Source organism: Ruminococcus sp. NATIVEDY160 (assembly GCF_045819885.1).
Taxonomy (GTDB): domain Bacteria; phylum Bacillota; class Clostridia; order Oscillospirales; family Acutalibacteraceae; genus Ruminococcoides.
In genome coordinates, this window is sequence record NZ_CP162391.1 from 2376368 (window position 1) to 2394870 (window position 18503).

Sequence of the window (18503 nt, forward strand, 5' to 3'; positions counted from 1 at the left end):
TTTCCTATCAATCCTTTCGTTATCAGCGGTCAGCGTAATCGCGCATGCCGCCGTCAAATATCAAAATCGTCGAGCTTGACCCAAGCCGCGTCCTTCTTGCTGAAGGTCAGCTCGTTCTCGCCCGCGTGGTCGATGATTGTAACCTCGCCGTCGGAGTACGCCTTGAGCTTGCCGTCGAGCTCTCTGCCTATGCCCTCAACGGGACGCAGGAGCTTTACCATGATGTCGGCTCCGATAAACTGCTCAAAATGCTCATCGCGGACAAGCTCGCGCTCAATTCCGGGCGAGCAGACCTCGAGGCAGTAGGCGTTGTCGATCGGGTCGAGAACGTCAAGCGGCTCGTTGATGGCGCGCGACACGGCTTCGCAGTCGTTGATATCGACGCCGCCGTCCTTGTCGATAAAGACGCGCAGGTACCACTGAGCGCCCTCCTTGACGTAGCGGACGTCCCAGAGACGAAGGCCGAGCTCAGTGACAATGGGCTCGCAAAGCTCCCATACCTTTGAGACGGTAACGCCGCCCTTGCTTTTTGCCATGAAATCCCTCCTCAGTACAAACACAAAGGAGCGGGTTTGCTGCCCACTCCTTAGTTTCAACGTATTACATATATGATTATAGCACTCAAAAAAGAAAATTTCAACCCCAAAAGGCAGATTTTAAGCCGTTTTCAGAAAAATTTTAAAAAAGTTTAAAAAAACATTTGCATTTATCGGACATATGTGTTATAATATGAAACTGTTGAGAGCAAAATATGCTGATATAGCTCAGTAGGTAGAGTGCATCCTTGGTAAGGATGAGGTCACCGGTTCAAATCCGGTTATCAGCTCCAAGAACAATCGCTTAGACAAGCCGGTTTAAGGTTTCCTAAGCGATTTTCTTTTTGCATTGAATTATTGTGAGAACTGCGGTTTGGCGTTTATTTGACGCTTATAGGGTCATTTTTCAGCATATAACAAATAATAGTACTTACGTCCAATTATCTATAAACAAATGCAACATCTCATAACATTTATTGAAATATATCGAATCAATCGCGCAATAATCGCCGGTTGAAAAGCCGTAAGGATTACCATTGGATTGACGCAAATAACCCTCGTCAACAATCCCTTTTTTGTGAACGTGAATGTTTCGTCTGCCTATTATTTCAAATATTTCGTCCTTAATATCACTCCCGTTAATAACAAATAAATCCGGATTGTAATCCACTAATATTTTTAGAATCGCGTGTATTTTTTTGCTCTCTACAATATCATTGATTATCTTTTCTTTGAATTCGTCCATTGTTGAGAGTCCATTCAAGTCTTTAATCTTGTATGATTTATCAATATTTGCATATCTTAACAACTTCGAAAAAACTTGTGTTAAGCAAATATACAAAATAATCTGTTATCATAAATATGCTATCCTGCGACATAAAAGTTTAAAATATCTCAAAAAATCTCCAAATATCCTCAATGCATGCCCATCGAAATAAACCTACAACTGAATAGCTGCCAAGCGAAGGATAAACCGCCACGACATCTACGGAGCGAGCGCAGCCGAAAGGCTGACGGCACAGCGTCGAGCAGGATTGCCTGTCAGGAAAGTACGCTTTGGCAGTGAAGACAACAAATACAGTTTGATGTCACGCTTTTAAGTTCTCACAAGCTGCTCTGTATGCGTCCTCTGAGCGATGAAACGCCCGAAGGGGAGTAATTATATTACCGATCGTTTTTTCGGACTTATTAAGCGTGACAGTGTTAGCTGTCTGATGATGTTTGAGAAAACCAACGCAATAGAACGTTGCACAAAAACACAACCTTGCATTTGTGCAAAACGCATATTTATCAAAGAACTTTTGATAAACACCCCCCCGAAAGACCTCATTTTGTCCATATAAGTGAAGGGCTTTTTCTAAACGAAGAATTGCACAAAAACAATGCGCTGAATTTGTGCAAAGCTACAAAATTAAAAAAGTTTTCCGATCAGGGTTCAAAAATGCCCTCTCCCAGTGGGGATAAGTAGAGGGGTTAATAATCGACTCGTTGTAGTGCACAAAAGCCAAGTGCCGGTTTTATGCAAGTCTACAAAATATTGGTTGTTACCCTGAAAAACACGCCTTCCCACTCCATACATAATGGAGGGCATTGAAAAATTCTTAAAAACGGTTGCCAAAAGTGCTCTCCCATTCCCTTATATATGGAGGGCAAAATCAAAACCGCATAATCAACAAAAACCGAATATCTCTTTTGTACAAAAAGTTTTTTCCAAAAAAATTTGGAGAAAGATGTATATTTGCCCCGATTATTTTGCATTAAGGGTGAAAGGCATTTTTGAAAGGAGGTGATACCCACCGAAAAAACCTACAACTGAATAGCTGCCAAGCGAAGGATATTAACCGCGGCGGAAAGAAAACAAACAACAATCCGTACAAATGGAATAACTCTACAATTGATAAAATCCTTTCAAAACAGGAATATTGTGGCGATGTTATCAACTTCAAAACCTATTCCAAATCCTACAAAAACAGGAAGCGTCGGGATAACCCAAAAGAAAACTGGATGATATTCAAGGATGTTCACGAACCGATTATTGACCGTGATACCTTTGAACAGGTCCAGAAGTTGATTCAAAAAACAAAACGCCGTGCGCCAAAGCCTGAAAACGGCGAAAAGAGTATGTTTGCCGACCTGTTGTACTGTGCTGACTGCGGCAACAAGCTGTGGTATCATACCAACTCTGTTAACAGAGAGATTCACTTTTTCAGCTGCTCCAATTACAAAAAGGATACCCGTGGCAGCTGTGATTCACGCCATTATATCCGTGCGGACGCAGTTGAGGAAGTCGTGAAAATGGAGCTACGCCGTCTGGCAAGGTTTTTGCAGACCAACGAAGAAGAATTTGCCGATTTATTGGCAAGGAAAACAAATGCCGATATGATAGCAGAGCAAAAGCGTTTGGAGGACGAACTGAACCGCTCTATTTTTCGCAACGAAAGCATTACCACGATTTTCTCAAAGCTCTACGAGGATAATGTCAGCGGAAAGCTGAGCGATGAGATGTTTATGGAGCTGTCCCACAAATACGAGGTCGAGCGGTTTGATTTGAAATCCAAAATTAAGGATTGCCGGGAAAGACTTGTCGAGCTAAGCAAGATGAAACAAAACAAGGATGATTTCATCAAAGCCATCCGTAAGTTTATGGAGATGGACGTACTGACCGCACCGATGCTCAGAGAGCTTATCGACCACATTGACGTGTACGAGAAGCAGGGCAGTAACAAGGTTTATACGCAAGAGCTTGTTATCTATTACAGATTCGTCGGCTTTATAAGCATTCCTCAGTTACCGGAGGATGAAAACTTTAAGGCAGATACAAGGCTGGGTGTTGAAGTGGAGTACATTCCGAAAAAGACAGCATAACAGAAAAGGTGAGCAGGCACAAAACCTGCTCACCAAATACACACCGGATGAAATTGAATAAAAAAAGAGTGTTCACAACGTAAATCCGTTATGAACACTCAAACTGGTTGCGGGAGCCGGATTTGAACCAACGACCTTCGGGTTATGAGCCCGACGAGCTACCGAACTGCTCTATCCCGCGATATGTGCGCTGTCTTACAGCTATATTATAATACCATACATTGTTCCTTTTGTCAAGAGGTATTTTCATTTTATCGGCAACGCCTGCGTTTTTGGCAGATTGTTGTGTTTCTGTTGCATTTTTCCGCAGGAATTGTTATAATAAAAGATACAGCCCATTCGCTGAACATTTAGGAGGAATTACTCATGTGTAAAAAAGAGACATTTTACATCACTACGCCCATCTACTACCCGTCAGGCAATCCGCATATCGGACACTGCTACACCACCGTCGCCTGCGACTCTATCGCGCGCTACAGACGAATGCAGGGCTATGACGTGATGTTTCTCACAGGCACCGACGAGCACGGCCTGAAAATCGAACAGAAGGCCGCCGAGAAAGGCGTCTCTCCCAAGGAATACGTTGACGAGATCGCCGAGATCTTCAAGGGTCTCTGGCGCTTTATGAATATCAGCTACGACCGCTATATCCGCACCACCGACGACTACCACATCGAGAGCGTCCAGAAAATCTTCAAGACACTCTACGACAAGGGATATATCTACAAGGGCGAGTACAGCGGCAAATACTGCACGCCCTGCGAGAGCTTCTGGACTGAGAGCCAGCTCGTTGACGGCAAGTGCCCCGAGTGCGGCAGAGAGGTCACCGAGGCAAAGGAGGAGGCGTACTTCTTCAAGATGTCGCCGTTTGCCGACCGCATTGAGAAACTGCTCACCGAAACCGACTATCTCCGTCCCAAGACCCGCGCGACGGAGCTTGTAAACAACTTTATCCGTCCCGGTCTTGAGGACCTCTGCGTTTCGCGCACGACCTTCAAGTGGGGCATTCCCGTAACCTTTGACGACAAGCACGTCGTCTATGTCTGGATCGACGCGCTCTCCAACTATATCACCGCCCTCGGCTATCTCAACGACAGGTACGACGACTACGACAAGTACTGGCCTGCCGACACTCACATGGTCGCAAAGGACATCATGCGCTTCCACGCGATCATCTGGCCTGCTATGCTGATGGCTCTCGAGCTTCCGCTGCCAAAGCACCTCGCGGTTCACGGATGGATCACCTTCAACGGTCAGAAGATGTCCAAGTCTCTCGGCAACGTCGTTGACCCGTTCATTCTCGGCGAGCGTTACGGCGCAGACGCTATCCGCTACCACATCATGCGCGAGATGGCTCTCGGCTCCGACAGCTCGTTCTCGAACGAGATCATGATCAACCGCATAAATTCCGACCTCGCTAACGGTCTGGGCAACCTCGTTTCGCGCACCGTCGCGATGGTCGAGAAGTACTTCGGCGGCACTCTGCCCTCAGAGCGTCAGGCAGGCGAGTTTGACGAGGATCTGATCAACGAGGCAACCTCTCTCCGCGCGAAGGTTGACGACTTCATCGAAAAAACTCAGCTGCAGAATGCTCTCGCCGAGATTTTCAAGGTCGTTTCGCGCGCCAACAAGTATATCGACGAGACAGCGCCGTGGATTCTCGCAAAGGACGAGAATAACCGCGCAAGGCTCGCTACCGTTCTCTACAATTTGCTCGACACTATCCGCATTGTCGCGACTCTGCTGTCCGCCTTCATGCCCACAACCATGCCCAAGGCTCTCGAACAGATCGGCGCATGCGAGAAGTGCGCAAGCTACGGCAACGCAGACAAGTTCAATGTTCTCCCCGAAAACGTCACCGTAAAGAAGGGCGAGGCGCTCTTCCCGAGAATCGACGTCGAGAAGGAAATCGAGGAGCTCAACAGCATTATCAAGAACAACGACGAGGACCCGCGCGCGGCTAAGATCCGCGAGGAGCTTGCGGGCGTCGCTCAGATTGGCATTGACGACTTCGCGGCGAGCGATATCCGCGTCGGCGAGGTAAGAGCCTGCGAGAAGGTCAAGAAGTCAAAGAAACTTCTGAAGTTCACAATCTTCGACGGAGCTGACGAGCGCACTATCGTCAGTGGAATCGCGATGTTCTATCAGCCCGAGGAGCTGGTCGGCAAGAAGATACTCTTTGTATCGAACCTCAAGCCCGTAAAGCTCTGCGGCGTTGAGAGCCACGGAATGATCCTATCAGCCGTTGAGGGCGAGGGCAAGGACGAGAAGCTCCAGGTGCTCACAATAGATGGTATGCCCGCGGGCGCGAAAATATGCTGAGTAATATCTTCGACGCTCACGCGCACTACGACGACGGCTGGTTCGATGAGGACAGGGACAGCGTGCTCGGCAATCTGCCCGACAAGGGCGTTTGCGGCGTTGTGAACAACTCCGTAGACCTTGATAACGCAAAGCGCGTTATCGCACTCGCCGAGAAGTATGACTACATGTACGCGGCGGTCGGAGTTCACCCCGAGAACCTTGAGAACCTGCCCGACGATTACCTCGACCGAATCACGGAGCTGACAAAGCACCCGAAGGTCGTGGCTGTCGGCGAGACGGGACTCGACTACCACTGGGACATTCCGCGTGAGGAGCAAAAACGCGTATTTGAGGAACAGCTCGGGCTTTCGCTCGACCTAAAAATGCCTATCATCGTTCACGACAGAGAGGCTCATGGCGACGTGTTTGACCTGCTTCGCAAGTACCGCCCGAACGCGCTCGTTCACTGTTTTTCGGGCAGCGTCGAGCTGATGCGTGAAGCGGTGCGCATGGGACTGTACATCAGCCTCGGCGGAGTTGTCACCTTCAAAAACGCGCGGCACAGCGTTGAGGTCGCGTCCGAGATTCCGCTGGACAGGCTGCTGCTCGAAACAGACGCGCCGTATATGGCGCCCGTACCGTTTCGCGGCAAGCGCTGCGACAGCTCGATGATAGTCTTTGCCGCTGAGAAAATCGCTCAGCTCAGGAACATGACGGCACAGCAAGTGCTGGACATCACCACTGAAAACGCGAAGCGGTTTTACTCAATCAAATAGATAAAGCAACAGGACGGCTCAAACGAACCGTCCTGAATTATTTTAAATTATTTCTTCTCCGTTCTGACAACGCCTATCTCAAACCAGAAGGTGCTGCCCTTGCCCGGGGTAGACCTGACGCCGTAGCGCGCGTTGTGGGTATCGAGAATGCTCTTGACGATAGAAAGTCCCAGACCGGAGCCGATAACTCCGCGCCTGTGCTCCTTGTCGACCTTGTAGTAGCGCTCCCAGATATACTCGAGCTTGTCGGCAGGAATGCCCTCGCCGTGATCGGTAACTTCTATCAGCACCTTGCCGCGGCTGACGCTCTGGGTGACGATGACGGTCTTGTCCTCGCCTACGTGGTTTACAGCGTTGTTGACGAGGTTGTAAACGACCTGAGATATCCTCAGTTCGTCGGCGTTGATATAGACGTTCTCCTTCGCCTCAAAGATGATGTTGTAGCCGTCCTGCTCAACGAGCTTTGAGTAGCGGCTGAATATCTCGCGTATGCTGTCGGTCAGACAGAACTCTTTTTTCTCAGCCTGCAAAGCGCCCGACTGGAGCTTTGAGAGGTCGAGCAAATCATTTACGAGAGTCGACAGGCGGCTCGCCTCGTCGATGATTATCTGGATATTCTCGGGCGTGTTCTCACCCGGCAGGTCGCGCATGACCTCGCCGTAGCCTGTTATCATTGTCAGCGGCGTGCGAAGGTCGTGGGATATGTTCGCGATAAGCTCGCGCTGGAGCTTTTCGGTGGCGGCAAGCTCGGTTTTCGCGTAGTTGAGGGTGTCGTTGAGCTCCTCTACCTCGAGGTAGCCGCGCGCGTTGAAGTCGACCTCGTAGTTCTTTTTGGCGAGCTCCTTGGCGGCGCTGTTCGTCTTTGAAATCGGCTTTGCTATGCGCATACTCGCAAAGAGCGAGAATATTACGGACAGAATGATATACGCTCCCGAAACCCAGAGCAGCTGACCCTGGATAATGTCGAGGGTGTTGCTCAACGGCGTTATCGACGAGGTGACGAGCAGGAACATCTCCTCTCCGTCGGGCTTTGTGGCAATCGCGGCGTAGACCATGTTTTCAACGCTGCCCGCGGCGCTCGACTTGTAGTGCACCTCGGGAGCCGCGCTGTCGCCCGACGCGCCCGCGAAGGCGTTGCGGAGCATATCGAGCTTCTGCCTCGCGATGTCGGAGACGGAGTTTGAGTCGACCGTCATGTATGTTCCGCCGTTCTGCTTTGCGAGGCGGTAGTAGGAATTTATCTCATGCGTTTCGACCGTGAGCTTTGCGACGGGGTTGTCGTAGTTTATCTCGTAGATCGGCGAGGTAAATCCGAGCACAGACTCTGTGCCGTATACGCTGACAGTCAGCGAATTGTAGCTTGCGACGTTGTCGATCGTCGTCCAGATATTCTTGTTCTGCTCGATCGCCTTGACTATCCGCTCGGCACTCTGCTGAACGCTCTTTGACTTCTTGGTGGTGTAGTAGGGCTTGAGCAGAAAGCTTTGGAACACCCAGAGCACCACCAGGATTATCGCGCCGAAGAGCAGAAAGTACGCGAGCAGCTTGAAGTGCAGCGTCGCCTGACGCTTAAACAACCTCTTCAAAGCGGTAGCCAACTCCTCTCAGAGTTACAATGCACTTGCTGTAAGCGCCGAGGCTCTTTCTGAGCAGCTTGATGTGGGTGTCGAGGGTGCGCTCGTCTCCGAAGAAATCATAGCCCCAGACCTCGCTGATAAGGCTCTCGCGCGTGAGGGCAAGACCCTTGTTGCGAACCATGTAAAAGAGCAGCTCGTACTCCTTTGGGGTCATGTCGACGCGGCTGCCGTCGACGGTGACGATCCTCGCCGAGAAGTCGATGACAAGTCCGTTGAAGGTGTAGATATCGCGCTTCTGCTCCTCTGCTTTGCCGCCGCTGCGCTTGATGACCGCCGCGACGCGCATCATCAGCTCCTTCGGCGAGAAGGGCTTTACAACGTAGTCGTCCGAACCGAGCTCAAAGCCGTGTATCTTGTCGTACTCCTCACCGCGCGCCGAAAGCATGATTATCGGCGAGGAACAGAACTTGCGGATCTCGCGGCAGGCGGAAAAGCCGTCCAGCTCGGGCATCATTACGTCCATGATGATAAGGTCGTAGCGGTTCTTGCGGCAGACCTCGATCGCCTGCATACCGTCGACCGCCTCCTCGACCTCGTAGCCCTCAAACTCGGCATATTTTCTTATTATCTGACGAATGCGGTACTCGTCGTCAACAACTAATATTTTCGGCATATTGTTATTCTCCTTTACGCGGTTTTTGGTTCTGCCAACTTTATAACACATAAATGTGACAGAAATATGTATATACAATGGTATTATATCATAAATTTATCAGTATTGAAATAGTTTCAAAAATAATTTATAATAGAATAGGCTATGTATACGGAAAGGAATGATAATATGGACTTCCGCGCTGTTTCCGCTGAGGAGATCACCTCGGCTGTGAAAAAGCTGTTTATGGACTGCAATTATTTTATCGGAGCGGATATTCTCTGCGCGCTTGAGAAGGCGCGCGACAACGAGAAATCACCCGTCGGCAAAAGCGTGCTCTCTCAGATAATCGAGAACGACCGCATCGCCGCCGAGGAGGAGATACCGCTCTGTCAGGACACGGGCATGGCTGTGCTCTTTATCGAGTACGGCGACAAGGTCTGCGTCGACGGCGACTTTGAGGAGGCTGTCACCGAGGGCGTACGCCGGGCGTACCGCGACGGCTACCTGCGCAAGAGCGTTGTCAGCGACCCTGTTTTTGACCGCGTTAACACGAAGGACAACACGCCCGCGATCATACACACCAAAATCGTCAAGGGCGACAAGATACATATCACCGCGGGCGGCAAGGGCTTCGGCAGCGAGAACATGTCCGCGATAAAGATGCTCACACCGTCCTACGGCGTTGAGGGCGTAAAGAAGTTTATCCTCGACACCGTATTTGCGGCAGGCCCCAATCCCTGTCCGCCGATAGTGGTTGGTGTCGGAATCGGCGGCACCTTTGAGCGCGCGGCACAGCTCGCGAAGAAGGCGACCTTCCGCGCTATAGACACCTCAAACCCCGACCCGAGATACGCCGCTCTCGAAAACGAGCTGCTCAGCGAGATCAACAAGATGGGCTTCGGTCCCGCGGGACTCGGCGGCAATACGACCGCGCTCGGGGTCAACATCGAAACCTCGCCGACACATATCGCGGGCATGCCCGTGGCTGTGAACATCTGCTGTCACGCCGCGCGCCACGCTAGCGTGGAGATATAAGGAGGGTATGATCGATGGAAAAGAAAATCACACTTCCGATCACCGAAGAGGCGATCGCCGACCTCAAGGCAGGCGACAGCGTGCTGCTCACGGGCACTATCCTAACAGGACGCGACGCCGCGCACAAGCGGCTGTTTGAGCTTATCGAAAAAGGCGAGCCGCTGCCCGTAGAAATAAAGGGCGAGCTGATTTACTACGTCGGCCCCGCTCCCGCAAAACCGGGCTGCGCAGTCGGCCCCGCGGGTCCCACCTCGAGCTACCGCATGGACAAATACGCTCCCGCTCTGCTCGACCTCGGGCTCAAGGGAATGATCGGCAAGGGCGCGAGAAATAAAGACGTTATCGACGCTATCGTCAGAAACAAGTGCGTATACCTCGTCGCGATAGGCGGCGCGGCGGCGCTGATCGCGAAGAGCATTAAGAAAGAGGAGATCCTCTGCTACGAGGACTTGGGCACAGAGGCGGTAAGACGCTACACCGTCGAGGACTTCCCGTGCATCGTCGCTATTGACAGCGAGGGAAATAACGTCTACGAAACCGAACCGGTTAAGTACAGAGAGTGTTGAGTGTTCACTCTCCACTCTCAAAAATGACACTTGATTTATATTCTGAAAAATATTATAATAAAGTTTGAATAACTTTACAGATAAACCTTCGGAGGGGATATATTATGAGAATAGTCGTTCTGGCAGGCGGCACAAGCACCGAACGCGACGTATCAATTTCATCAGGTATTCTGGTCGCGGCGGCTCTCAGGGAAAAGGGTCACGAGGTAGTGCTGCTCGACGTATTCAAGGGTTATGAGCGCGACATCTGCGACGTTTACGCCCTGTTCAAGCAAAATTACAGCTTCACCGACGCTATCAAGGTCGGCGATACTATTTCCGATATCGACGAGATCAGAGAGGAAAGACGCGACAAGTCAGACCGCTATCTCGGCGAGAATGTCATCGACATATGCAGCTACGCCGACATCACCTTCCTCGCTCTCCACGGCGGCGCAGGTGAAAACGGTCAGATCCAGGCGACGCTCGATTTGCTCGGTCTTAAATACACAGGCTCGCCGTACCTCGGCTCTGCACTCGCGATGAACAAGGGCATCACAAAGAGCGTGCTTATCCAGAAGCACATTCTCACCCCTCAGGGCGAGATCTTCAAGTCCGCCGAGGACGCTAAGGCATGGAATGTCTTCCCATGCGTCGTAAAGCCCTGCTCGGGCGGCTCGAGCGTAGGCATCACAATCGCTCAGAACGCCGACGAGTACAAGGAATCCGTCGCCGAGGCATTCAGCTACGGCGAGGACGAGATTGTCGTCGAGGAATATATCAAGGGCAGAGAGTTCTCCGTCGGTCTGCTCGGCGGCAAGGCTCTTCCTCCGATCGAAATTATCCCTAACGAGGGCTTCTACGACTACAAGACAAAATATCAGGCAGGCGCCGCGCGCGACGTTTGTCCCGCGGACATCACAGAGGACGAGGACAAGGCGCTCAGAGAAGCGGCAGTCGCAACCTACAACGCGCTCCACCTCGAGAGCTACGCGAGAGTCGACTTCATTCTCACCGAGGACGGCAAGGCTTACTGCCTTGAGGCGAACACCCTGCCCGGCATGACTCCCACGAGCCTGCTTCCCCAGGAGGCGAAGGTCGAGGGTATCTCCTACGCCGACCTCTGCGAGCAGATCATCGAGATCTCGATGAAAAAATACGAGAAGTAAGGTGGAAACATGAAGCCTTTTACTCTAAGTGAAATCGCCGCGGCGTGCGGCGGTAAATACGTAGGCAGCGACGAGATGAAGTCCGCTGTCATCACCTCTGTCGAGCGCGACAGCCGCAATATAAAGGACGGCTCGCTCTTCCTCGCTATCAAGGGCGGACGCGTCGACGGACACGATTTTATCAATAAATGCTACGAGAGCGGAGCTATCTGCGCGATCTGCGAGAAGGCTCCCGAAAACACCGTAAAGCCGTATATCCTCGTTCCGTCAACTCTTGACGCGGTTAAGAAGATCGGCAAGGCGTACCGCGAGAAGTTCGACATTCCGATCGTCGGCGTGTCGGGCAGCGTCGGCAAGACCTCGACTAAGGAAATGCTCTACGCGGTGCTCTCGCAGAAATTCAGAACCCACAAGACCCAGGGCAACCTCAACAACGAGCTCGGCGTGCCGCTGACGCTTCTCTCGATGCCCGAGGACGCTCAGGCGGCGGTTATCGAGATGGGCATTTCGGACTTCGGCGAGATGACGCGCCTTACCGAGATGGTTCAGCCGACCTTCTGCGTGCTGACGATAATCGGCTGCTGTCACCTCGAGAACCTCGGCGACCGCGACGGCGTGCTCAGGGCAAAGACCGAGATGTTCAAGTCCGCGAGAGAAAACGCCGAGTATATCCTCAACGGCGACGACGACAAGCTCTCGACAGTGAATGAGGTAAACGGCAAAAAGCCCGTGTTCTTCGGCATCAGCGAGAAGAATCCCTACCACGCGGAAAACATCGTCAACAACGGCGAGGGCGGCGTCAGCTGCGACCTCTGCTTCGACGGAAAGAAGCTGCACGCTGTCATTCCCGCGATCGGCACATACATGGTATCAAACGCGCTCGCGGCGGCAGCTGTGGGAAATCTGCTCGGCATGACCGACGAGGAGATAATCCGCGGCGTTGAAGCGTACAAGACCGTCGGCAGCCGCGCGAATGTCATAAACACAAGCAGATTTAAAATCATCGACGACTGCTACAACGCGAACCCGACCTCGGTTCAGGCTTCTATCGACACCCTCGTCAACCTCAAGGGACGCAAGGTCGCGATTCTCGGCGATATGAAGGAGCTCGGCAGCGAGGAGCTTGCGCTGCACTACAACACGGGTAAATACGCCAGAGAAAAGGGCGTTGACCTCGTGCTATGCGTCGGAGAGCTCGCAAAGGAGCTCGCAAAGGGCGCTGACGGATTATGGTATGAAAGCATTGAGGCGCTCTGCAAAGACCTGCCAAAGCTGCTCAGAGGCGGCGACACGGTAATGGTCAAAGCGTCGCACTCCATGCAGTTTGAGAAAATAACGGAATTTTTGAAGGAGTTTTGATTATGTCTGTATCTTATATGACACACCCGCTTATCAAGCACAAGATCACCCTTATCCGCAAGGAAACCACAGGTACAAACGAGTTCCGCAAAATCATTGAGGAAATCGCTATGCTCATGGGCTACGAGGCTCTCGCCGACCTGCCCACCACAGACGTCGAGGTCAAGACCCCGATCGAAACCACAATCCAGCCCGTTATCGACGGAAAAAAGCTCGCTGTCGTTCCGATCCTCCGTGCGGGTCTGGGCATGGTAAACGGTATCCTTGCTCTCACACCCTCAGCGAAGGTAGGCCACATCGGTCTGTACCGCGACCCCGAAACCCATCAGCCCCACGAATATTACTGCAAGCTGCCCGACAGCATTGGCGAGCGCCAGATCGTCGTAGTTGACCCGATGCTCGCGACAGGCGGCTCCGCTATCGACGCTGTCACAATGATCAAGCAGCACGGCGGCAAAAAAATCAAGTTCATGTCGATCATCGCGGCTCCCGAGGGAGTAAGCGCGCTGATGAAGGCTCACCCCGACATTCAGCTCTATGTCGGCTGCCTTGACCGCCAGCTCAACGAAAACGCCTACATCTGCCCGGGTCTCGGCGACGCAGGCGACAGAATCTTCGGCACCATTTAAGCAGAAAAAACGGAAAGGCTCACAACGAACCTTTCCGTTTATTTTTTTGGTGCGGGCAGCGCCCGCCCTCAATTCTCAATTTTCAATTTTTCATTTTCAATTTACCTTAATCTGTCCCAAAACCTCTCCGACCTTATCGCGGAAAACCAAGTCCGCGTGTGAGTCGTAGGGCGTTGAGTCGCGGTTTATCAGGACGATCGTGTCGCCTCTGAAATAGCGGATAAAGCCGGCTGCTGGATATACCGTCAGGCTTGTGCCCGCGATAATCAGCGTGTCGGCGGTCTGGATAGCGTTGAGCGCGCCCGTTACCACACTGTCGCTCAGTCCTTCCTCGTAGAGCACGACGTCGGGCTTGATGATGCCGCCGCATTCGCACCTCGGCACGCCCTCGGAATTCTTGATGAACTCCGCGGAGTAGAACCTGCGGCAGTTGCGGCAGTAGTTTCTCAGCACGCTTCCGTGAAGCTCATAAACGCGCCTGCTGCCTGATGCCTGATGCAGTCCGTCTATGTTCTGGGTGACGACGGCGGAGAGCTTGCCTGCTTTTTCAAGCTCAGCGAGCTTTAGGTGAGCCTTGTTTGGCTTCTTGTCAAGGCAGAGCATCTTGTCGCGGTAGAATCGATAAAACTCCTCTGTCTTTTTCATGAAGAAGGTGTGGCTGAGTATTTCCTCGGGCGGATAGTCGTACTTCTGGTTGTACAGTCCGTCCACACTGCGGAAGTCGGGAATGCCGCTCTCTGTGCTGACGCCCGCTCCGCCGAAGAACACTATTTTTTTGCTGTTGTCAATAACTCTTTGAAGCTCTTCTATGGTTGCCAATTTCATCACTCCTTTTATTTTATTGTAGCGCGTCGAAATCCCGTTGTCAATATGGACAAGCGCTCTCTTTTGTGCTACAATGAGGGCGGTGATGAATATGACGAAAGGCGAAATCGCAAAAAACAACTTTCAAAACGGCTGCAACTGTGCTCAGGCGGTGCTGCTCGCGTTCTGTGAGGACTACGGCATGGAGCGTGAAACCGCGCTGACGATCGCCGCGGGCTTCGGCTCGGGCATGGCAGGTCTGCGCGAGACCTGCGGAACCGTGACAGGCGCGAACATGGTTATCGGGCTTGCGAAGGGCAAAAACCGCATGGAGGCAAACCGCACCTTCCGTGAGTTTGCCGACCGTTTCCGCGAAAAGAACGGCTCGCTCGTTTGCAAAGAGCTGCTGGCAGCCAGAATAAAAACAAGACTTACCTGCGCCGACTTGTGTTACGACGCGGGAAATCTGTTGGAGGAAATCCTCGCAAAATAAAGCAAAGCCGCCAAATGGCGGCTTTAATATTTTTAATTATCAAACTAACGCACTCACATTTCCGTGACGATCTCGTTGATCGTCTTTCCGGGCGGAATCATCGGGAGGACGTTTTCGTCGGGGCTGATCACGCAGTCGATAACCACGGGGCCGTTAAGCTCCATAGCCTTGCGGATAGCTGGCTCGATCTCTGTGTCGAGGCTAACTCTCATGCCCGTTACGCCGAACGCCTCTGCGAGCTTTACGAAGTCTGTCGCTCTGTGGGGGTCGGTCTGAGAGAAGCGGCTGCCGTAGAACAGCTTCTGCCACTGGCGAACCATGCCGAGAACGGAGTTGTTCATCACGAGCACGATCACGGGCAGGTTATACGACTTGAGGGTGACGAGCTCGTTGAGGTTCATGTGGAAGCTGCCGTCGCCCGTAAAGAGGAACACGCGCTTGTCGGGATTGGCGATCTGAGCGCCGATAGCCGCGCCCATGCCGAAGCCCATAGTACCCATGCCGCCCGAGGTGAGCAGAGTGCGCTGACCCTCGATTTTTGCGAACTGGGCGACCCACATCTGGTGCTGACCTACGTCGGTAGCGATGATATCGTCGTTGTGCTTGAGCTTGTTTACGACATCGATGATATCCTGCGGCTGCGGAAACTCGTCATTGTAAAGCTCCTCGTTGTCGAAGTGGTGCTTCCAGACCTCGATCTGTTCGAGCCACTCGGGGTGCTTCTGCTGCTCCATGCCTGCCGCGAGGGCTGTGAGGCTCTGCTTGAGGTCGCCGAGGACGTACTCGTCAACATGGACATTTTTATTTATCTCGCGCTCGTCGATTTCGAGCTGGACGATCTTAGCCTGCTCGCCGAACTTCTCTCGATCGCCCGCAACGCGGTCGGAGAAGCGCGCGCCGCAGGAAATCATGAGGTCGCACTCGGCAGTGACCATACCTGTTTCGTATCCGCCGTGCATGCCGATGTTGCCTACGCAGAGAGGGTGCGACGCGGGGATCGCGCCGAGAGCCATCAGCGAGCAGCATACGGGAGCGTCGATCAGCTCAGCGAACTCGACAAACTCCTCACAGGCGTCCGCGCTGAGAATGCCGCCGCCCGCGTAGATCATCGGGCGCTTGGCGTTTGCGATGAGCTTCTGGATCCTGCGGATACTGTCGGGATTCTTGATCTGGATAAGCTCGGGCGGAATAGGCTCCTGAGGCTCGTAATCCGTTGTCTGAGCGGTCAGATCCTTCGGCACGTCGAGAAGAACGGGGCCTTTTCTGCCGTGGTTTGCGAGAGCAAACGCCTTGCGGATAGTGGGAGCAAGATCCTCAACACGCTCGACGAGGAAGCTCGCCTTGGTGATCGGCTTGACGATGTTTACGATGTCTACCTCCTGAAAGCTGTCGCGGCCGAGCTGGTCGGTGTTGACGTTGGCGGTGATCGCAACCATCGGGATAGAGTCGATATTAGCGGTGGCAAGACCCGTTACTATGTTCGTAGCGCCGGGACCGGAGGTCGTGAGCACAACGCCTGTTTTGCCTGTGGAACGGGCATAGCCGTCAGCCGCGTGAGAAGCGCCCTGCTCGTGGGCGGTCAGGATATGACGGATTTTGTCGCTGTATTTGTAGAGCGCGTCGTATGTATTGAGAGCCGCGCCGCCGGGATAGCCGAACACGGTGTCTACGCCGTGCTCGAGCAGACATTCGCAGATGATTTCCGCGCCTGTTAACTTCATAAATATAACCCCTTATATAACTATTTTAACGCTTATCCTTTATTTTACCGCATTAAAGCGCTGATGTCAAGTGTGACAGCCGGCAGTTTCGCGGTGTTTTTAAGGTTTTGCGATAAAAAAGGAACGCGGGCAGTGCTCACGCTCCTTCTTGTTTTATAGATCGGTAATCAGAAATTCGCAGCTCACGGGCTTGAGGTACAGCTTGTGATTCTCGAGCCTTGAGCCGAAGAATGCCCGCGCGTTGGAATATCCGGGCGGAGTGTCGAGAACCATCTCCTCCTCGGACATATTGTAAACGCAGTAAATCGCGGTTTCGTGGTCGTAGCGGACATACGCAAGGCGCTTGCCCTGGGCGTAGGCGTTGATGAAATCGCCGTCCCAGAGAGCCGAACAGCTCGCTCTGAGCTTGCCGAGACGTGAGTGGTACTCGACCATCTCCTTGTCCTCTCTGCCCCACGGATAGCAGCAGCGGTTGAACGGATCCTTGTAGCCCTCCATGCCTGCCTCGTCGCCGTAGTATACGCACGGGAAGCCCGGCAGGGTATACTGCATCGCGGCGGCGATCTTGAGCAGCCTCAGACCGCGTTCTCTCTGCTCCTTCGTCATCTTTGTATTAGCCTGCCACGCTCTGTCCCTTCCGTTGAGCGGCTCGCCCGCAAGGAGCGTGAGAATTCGCTCGGTGTCGTGGGTGGACAGGGAATTCATCAGTACTCTAAGCACAGGTCGGGGGTAGTTCTCGATGACGCTCATGATAGTCGCCATCGTGTAGCGCGCGTCCTGACCGCGGCAGAAGTCGATTATCGCGCCGCGAAAAACGTAGTTCATAACGGAGTCGAGCTGATAGCCAAGCAGGAACTTGCGCCTTGCGCCGTAGCTCTCCTTGTTGCTCGCGTCCTCCCAGACCTCGCCGATGACGATAGCCTCGGGATTCTCAGCCTTTACGCTGTTGCGCAGGTTCTCGAGGAACTCGTCGGGCAGCTCGTCGGCTACGTCGAGTCTCCAGCCGGAATTGCCCATGCGCATATATTTGCGGACTATGCCGTCCTCGCCGTTGATGTACTCGTTGAACTCGGGCGAGGTTTCTATGACCTCGGGCAGAGTGTAGAAGCCCCACCAGCTGTGGTAGTTGTCGGGCCAGTCGTAGAACTTGTACCAGCTGCGGTAAGGCGAATCGGGGTCGCGGTAAGCGCCGCCGTCGCCGTAGCGTCCCGAGCGGTTGAAGTATTTGCTGTCGGAGCCTGTGTGAGAGAAAACGCCGTCGTTGATAACGTGGATTCCGCGCGCCTTAGCCTTTTCGCACAGCTCCCTGAAATCGTCCTCGGTGCCGAGGATCGGGTCGATGCGTGAGTAGTCGCCCGTGTCATAGCGGTGGTTGGAGTACGCCTCGACGATCGGGTTGAGGTAGATGCAGCTCACTCCGAGGCTCTCGAGATAGTCGAGCTTCTGTGTGATGCCCTTGAGGTCGCCCATAAAGAAGTCGGAGTTTGTGATCTCGCCGTGCTCGTTTGGCTGCCATACGGGAAGAGCGTACCAGTCCTTGTTGCGCGTAAAGTCCTTGCGCTTGAGCTTCTTTTCCTCGCCGCTGAAATTGAAGCGGTCGGGGAAAATCTGGTACATAACGCCGCCGACAGGCCACTTCGGGGTTTCGAAGCCCTTTTTGTAACAGGTAAGCTGCCAGCTTCTGCCGGGTGAATCCTCAATGGTGCTGATCTTGTACGCGTCGGCAGGCTGCAGATAGCGGTTGCCGTTGGGTGTCTGCAGACGGAAGCTGTACCAGTACAGACCTACGCGGTCGGGAGTGAATTCGCACTCCCAGATTTCTGTGGCGTCGTCGAACGCGCCGCACCAGATGAGCTTGATATATTCCCAGTTGTAGTCGTAGTCGTATTTGACGCAGAGCTCGGTGTATTTTGAACGTTCCGCGCGCGGCAAAAGCAAGCGGAAACGCACGGTTGTATCCTGTTCAACCGCGCCGAAGGGCGAGCGGTAGAATAATTTTTGAGAGTCAAACGGTGTAGGCATAAAGTCCCTCCTC

General features: G+C 52.9%; 16 protein-coding genes and 2 tRNA genes. 10 read left to right on the top strand and 8 right to left on the bottom strand.

The features are described 5' to 3' along the window. Window positions 1-53: 53 nt before the first annotated feature. A complete protein-coding gene (gene rimP, locus AB1I49_RS11680) occupies window positions 54-536 on the bottom strand; it encodes a ribosome maturation factor RimP (protein WP_316610512.1) in 483 nt (160 codons plus the stop codon). A 217-nt stretch (window positions 537-753) separates the two neighbouring features. On the opposite strand from rimP, the gene AB1I49_RS11685 reads away from it, so the two are divergent. Beyond that, window positions 754-829 (top strand) — tRNA-Thr (locus AB1I49_RS11685). A 137-nt stretch (window positions 830-966) separates the two neighbouring features. Here AB1I49_RS11685 and AB1I49_RS11690 read toward each other — a convergent pair. Further along, window positions 967-1281: a hypothetical protein gene (locus AB1I49_RS11690; protein WP_316610513.1), complete on the bottom strand. Its 315-nt coding sequence runs from the start codon at window positions 1279-1281 to the stop codon at window positions 967-969. Between the two features lie 1031 nt (window positions 1282-2312). Between AB1I49_RS11690 and AB1I49_RS11695 the strand changes: the two genes are divergently transcribed. Next, window positions 2313-3401, top strand: coding sequence for a recombinase family protein (locus AB1I49_RS11695; protein WP_316612019.1), 1089 nt, complete (start codon window positions 2313-2315; stop codon window positions 3399-3401). 104 nt (window positions 3402-3505) lie between these two features. Here AB1I49_RS11695 and AB1I49_RS11700 read toward each other — a convergent pair. Next, a tRNA-Met gene (locus AB1I49_RS11700) sits at window positions 3506-3582 on the bottom strand. Window positions 3583-3767: 185 nt separating this feature from the next. Between AB1I49_RS11700 and metG the strand changes: the two genes are divergently transcribed. Both metG and AB1I49_RS11710 read left to right on the top strand, forming a co-directional pair. Next, window positions 3768-5723 carry a methionine--tRNA ligase gene (gene metG / locus AB1I49_RS11705; RefSeq protein ID WP_201428057.1) on the top strand — a complete coding sequence of 652 codons (1956 nt, stop codon included), beginning with the start codon at window positions 3768-3770 and terminating at the stop codon, window positions 5721-5723. Beyond that, complete coding sequence (locus AB1I49_RS11710) at window positions 5717-6481, top strand: TatD family hydrolase (protein WP_316609499.1); 765 nt, start codon at window positions 5717-5719, stop codon at window positions 6479-6481. The genes metG and AB1I49_RS11710 overlap by 7 nt, the downstream gene beginning before the upstream one ends. Before the next feature lie 47 nt (window positions 6482-6528). Here AB1I49_RS11710 and AB1I49_RS11715 read toward each other — a convergent pair whose 3' ends face one another. After that, entirely contained in the window at window positions 6529-8067 is a 1539-nt protein-coding gene (locus AB1I49_RS11715; RefSeq protein ID WP_316609500.1) for a sensor histidine kinase, read from the bottom strand. After that, a complete protein-coding gene (locus tag AB1I49_RS11720) occupies window positions 8051-8731 on the bottom strand; it encodes a response regulator transcription factor (RefSeq protein ID WP_316609502.1) in 681 nt (226 codons plus the stop codon). Before AB1I49_RS11720 ends, AB1I49_RS11715 begins: the two co-directional genes overlap by 17 nt. Before the next feature lie 168 nt (window positions 8732-8899). On the opposite strand from AB1I49_RS11720, the gene AB1I49_RS11725 reads away from it, so the two are divergent. From AB1I49_RS11725 to upp, 5 genes are all read left to right on the top strand, one after another. Further along, window positions 8900-9748, top strand: coding sequence for a fumarate hydratase (locus AB1I49_RS11725; RefSeq protein WP_316609503.1), 849 nt, complete (start codon window positions 8900-8902; stop codon window positions 9746-9748). Between the two features lie 14 nt (window positions 9749-9762). Further along, complete coding sequence (locus AB1I49_RS11730; RefSeq protein WP_316609504.1) at window positions 9763-10314, top strand: Fe-S-containing hydro-lyase; 552 nt, start codon at window positions 9763-9765, stop codon at window positions 10312-10314. 104 nt (window positions 10315-10418) lie between these two features. Further along, window positions 10419-11462, top strand: coding sequence for a D-alanine--D-alanine ligase family protein (locus AB1I49_RS11735; RefSeq protein WP_316612025.1), 1044 nt, complete (start codon window positions 10419-10421; stop codon window positions 11460-11462). 9 nt (window positions 11463-11471) lie between these two features. Continuing rightward, on the top strand, window positions 11472-12821 hold the full coding sequence (murF, locus tag AB1I49_RS11740; protein WP_407721068.1) for a UDP-N-acetylmuramoyl-tripeptide--D-alanyl-D-alanine ligase: 1350 nt from the start codon (window positions 11472-11474) through the stop codon (window positions 12819-12821). 2 nt (window positions 12822-12823) lie between these two features. Next, entirely contained in the window at window positions 12824-13450 is a 627-nt protein-coding gene (upp, locus tag AB1I49_RS11745; RefSeq protein ID WP_316609508.1) for a uracil phosphoribosyltransferase, read from the top strand. 96 nt (window positions 13451-13546) lie between these two features. On the opposite strand, the gene AB1I49_RS11750 is transcribed toward upp, so the two are convergent. After that, complete coding sequence (locus AB1I49_RS11750; protein WP_399552653.1) at window positions 13547-14269, bottom strand: NAD-dependent protein deacylase; 723 nt, start codon at window positions 14267-14269, stop codon at window positions 13547-13549. Between the two features lie 91 nt (window positions 14270-14360). Between AB1I49_RS11750 and AB1I49_RS11755 the strand changes: the two genes are divergently transcribed. Next, window positions 14361-14747 carry a C-GCAxxG-C-C family protein gene (locus AB1I49_RS11755; protein WP_316609511.1) on the top strand — a complete coding sequence of 129 codons (387 nt, stop codon included), beginning with the start codon at window positions 14361-14363 and terminating at the stop codon, window positions 14745-14747. A 53-nt stretch (window positions 14748-14800) separates the two neighbouring features. On the opposite strand, the gene ilvB is transcribed toward AB1I49_RS11755, so the two are convergent. Continuing rightward, the gene (ilvB, locus tag AB1I49_RS11760) at window positions 14801-16468 is read right to left on the bottom strand and encodes a biosynthetic-type acetolactate synthase large subunit (protein WP_316609512.1); all 1668 of its coding nucleotides are present in this window, start codon (window positions 16466-16468) and stop codon (window positions 14801-14803) included. Between the two features lie 153 nt (window positions 16469-16621). Next, on the bottom strand, window positions 16622-18490 hold the full coding sequence (locus AB1I49_RS11765) for a glycoside hydrolase family 13 protein (RefSeq protein ID WP_316609513.1): 1869 nt from the start codon (window positions 18488-18490) through the stop codon (window positions 16622-16624). Window positions 18491-18503 lie beyond the last annotated feature (13 nt).

Bases quoted from the DNA above. Each gene is read 5' to 3' on its own strand.
- AB1I49_RS11725 (WP_316609503.1), top strand. From the start codon at position 8,900: ATGGACTTCCGCGCTGTTTCCGCTGAGGAGATCACCTCGGCTGTGAAA.
- AB1I49_RS11735 (WP_316612025.1), top strand. From the start codon at position 10,419: ATGAGAATAGTCGTTCTGGCAGGCGGCACAAGCACCGAACGCGACGTA.
- AB1I49_RS11720 (WP_316609502.1), bottom strand. From the start codon at position 8,731: ATGCCGAAAATATTAGTTGTTGACGACGAGTACCGCATTCGTCAGATA.
- AB1I49_RS11755 (WP_316609511.1), top strand. From the start codon at position 14,361: ATGAATATGACGAAAGGCGAAATCGCAAAAAACAACTTTCAAAACGGC.
- ilvB (WP_316609512.1), bottom strand. From the start codon at position 16,468: ATGAAGTTAACAGGCGCGGAAATCATCTGCGAATGTCTGCTCGAGCAC.
- murF (WP_407721068.1), top strand. From the start codon at position 11,472: ATGAAGCCTTTTACTCTAAGTGAAATCGCCGCGGCGTGCGGCGGTAAA.
- metG (WP_201428057.1), top strand. From the start codon at position 3,768: ATGTGTAAAAAAGAGACATTTTACATCACTACGCCCATCTACTACCCG.
- upp (WP_316609508.1), top strand. From the start codon at position 12,824: ATGTCTGTATCTTATATGACACACCCGCTTATCAAGCACAAGATCACC.
- AB1I49_RS11765 (WP_316609513.1), bottom strand. From the start codon at position 18,490: ATGCCTACACCGTTTGACTCTCAAAAATTATTCTACCGCTCGCCCTTC.
- AB1I49_RS11730 (WP_316609504.1), top strand. From the start codon at position 9,763: ATGGAAAAGAAAATCACACTTCCGATCACCGAAGAGGCGATCGCCGAC.
- AB1I49_RS11690 (WP_316610513.1), bottom strand. From the start codon at position 1,281: ATGGACGAATTCAAAGAAAAGATAATCAATGATATTGTAGAGAGCAAA.
- rimP (WP_316610512.1), bottom strand. From the start codon at position 536: ATGGCAAAAAGCAAGGGCGGCGTTACCGTCTCAAAGGTATGGGAGCTT.
- AB1I49_RS11710 (WP_316609499.1), top strand. From the start codon at position 5,717: ATGCTGAGTAATATCTTCGACGCTCACGCGCACTACGACGACGGCTGG.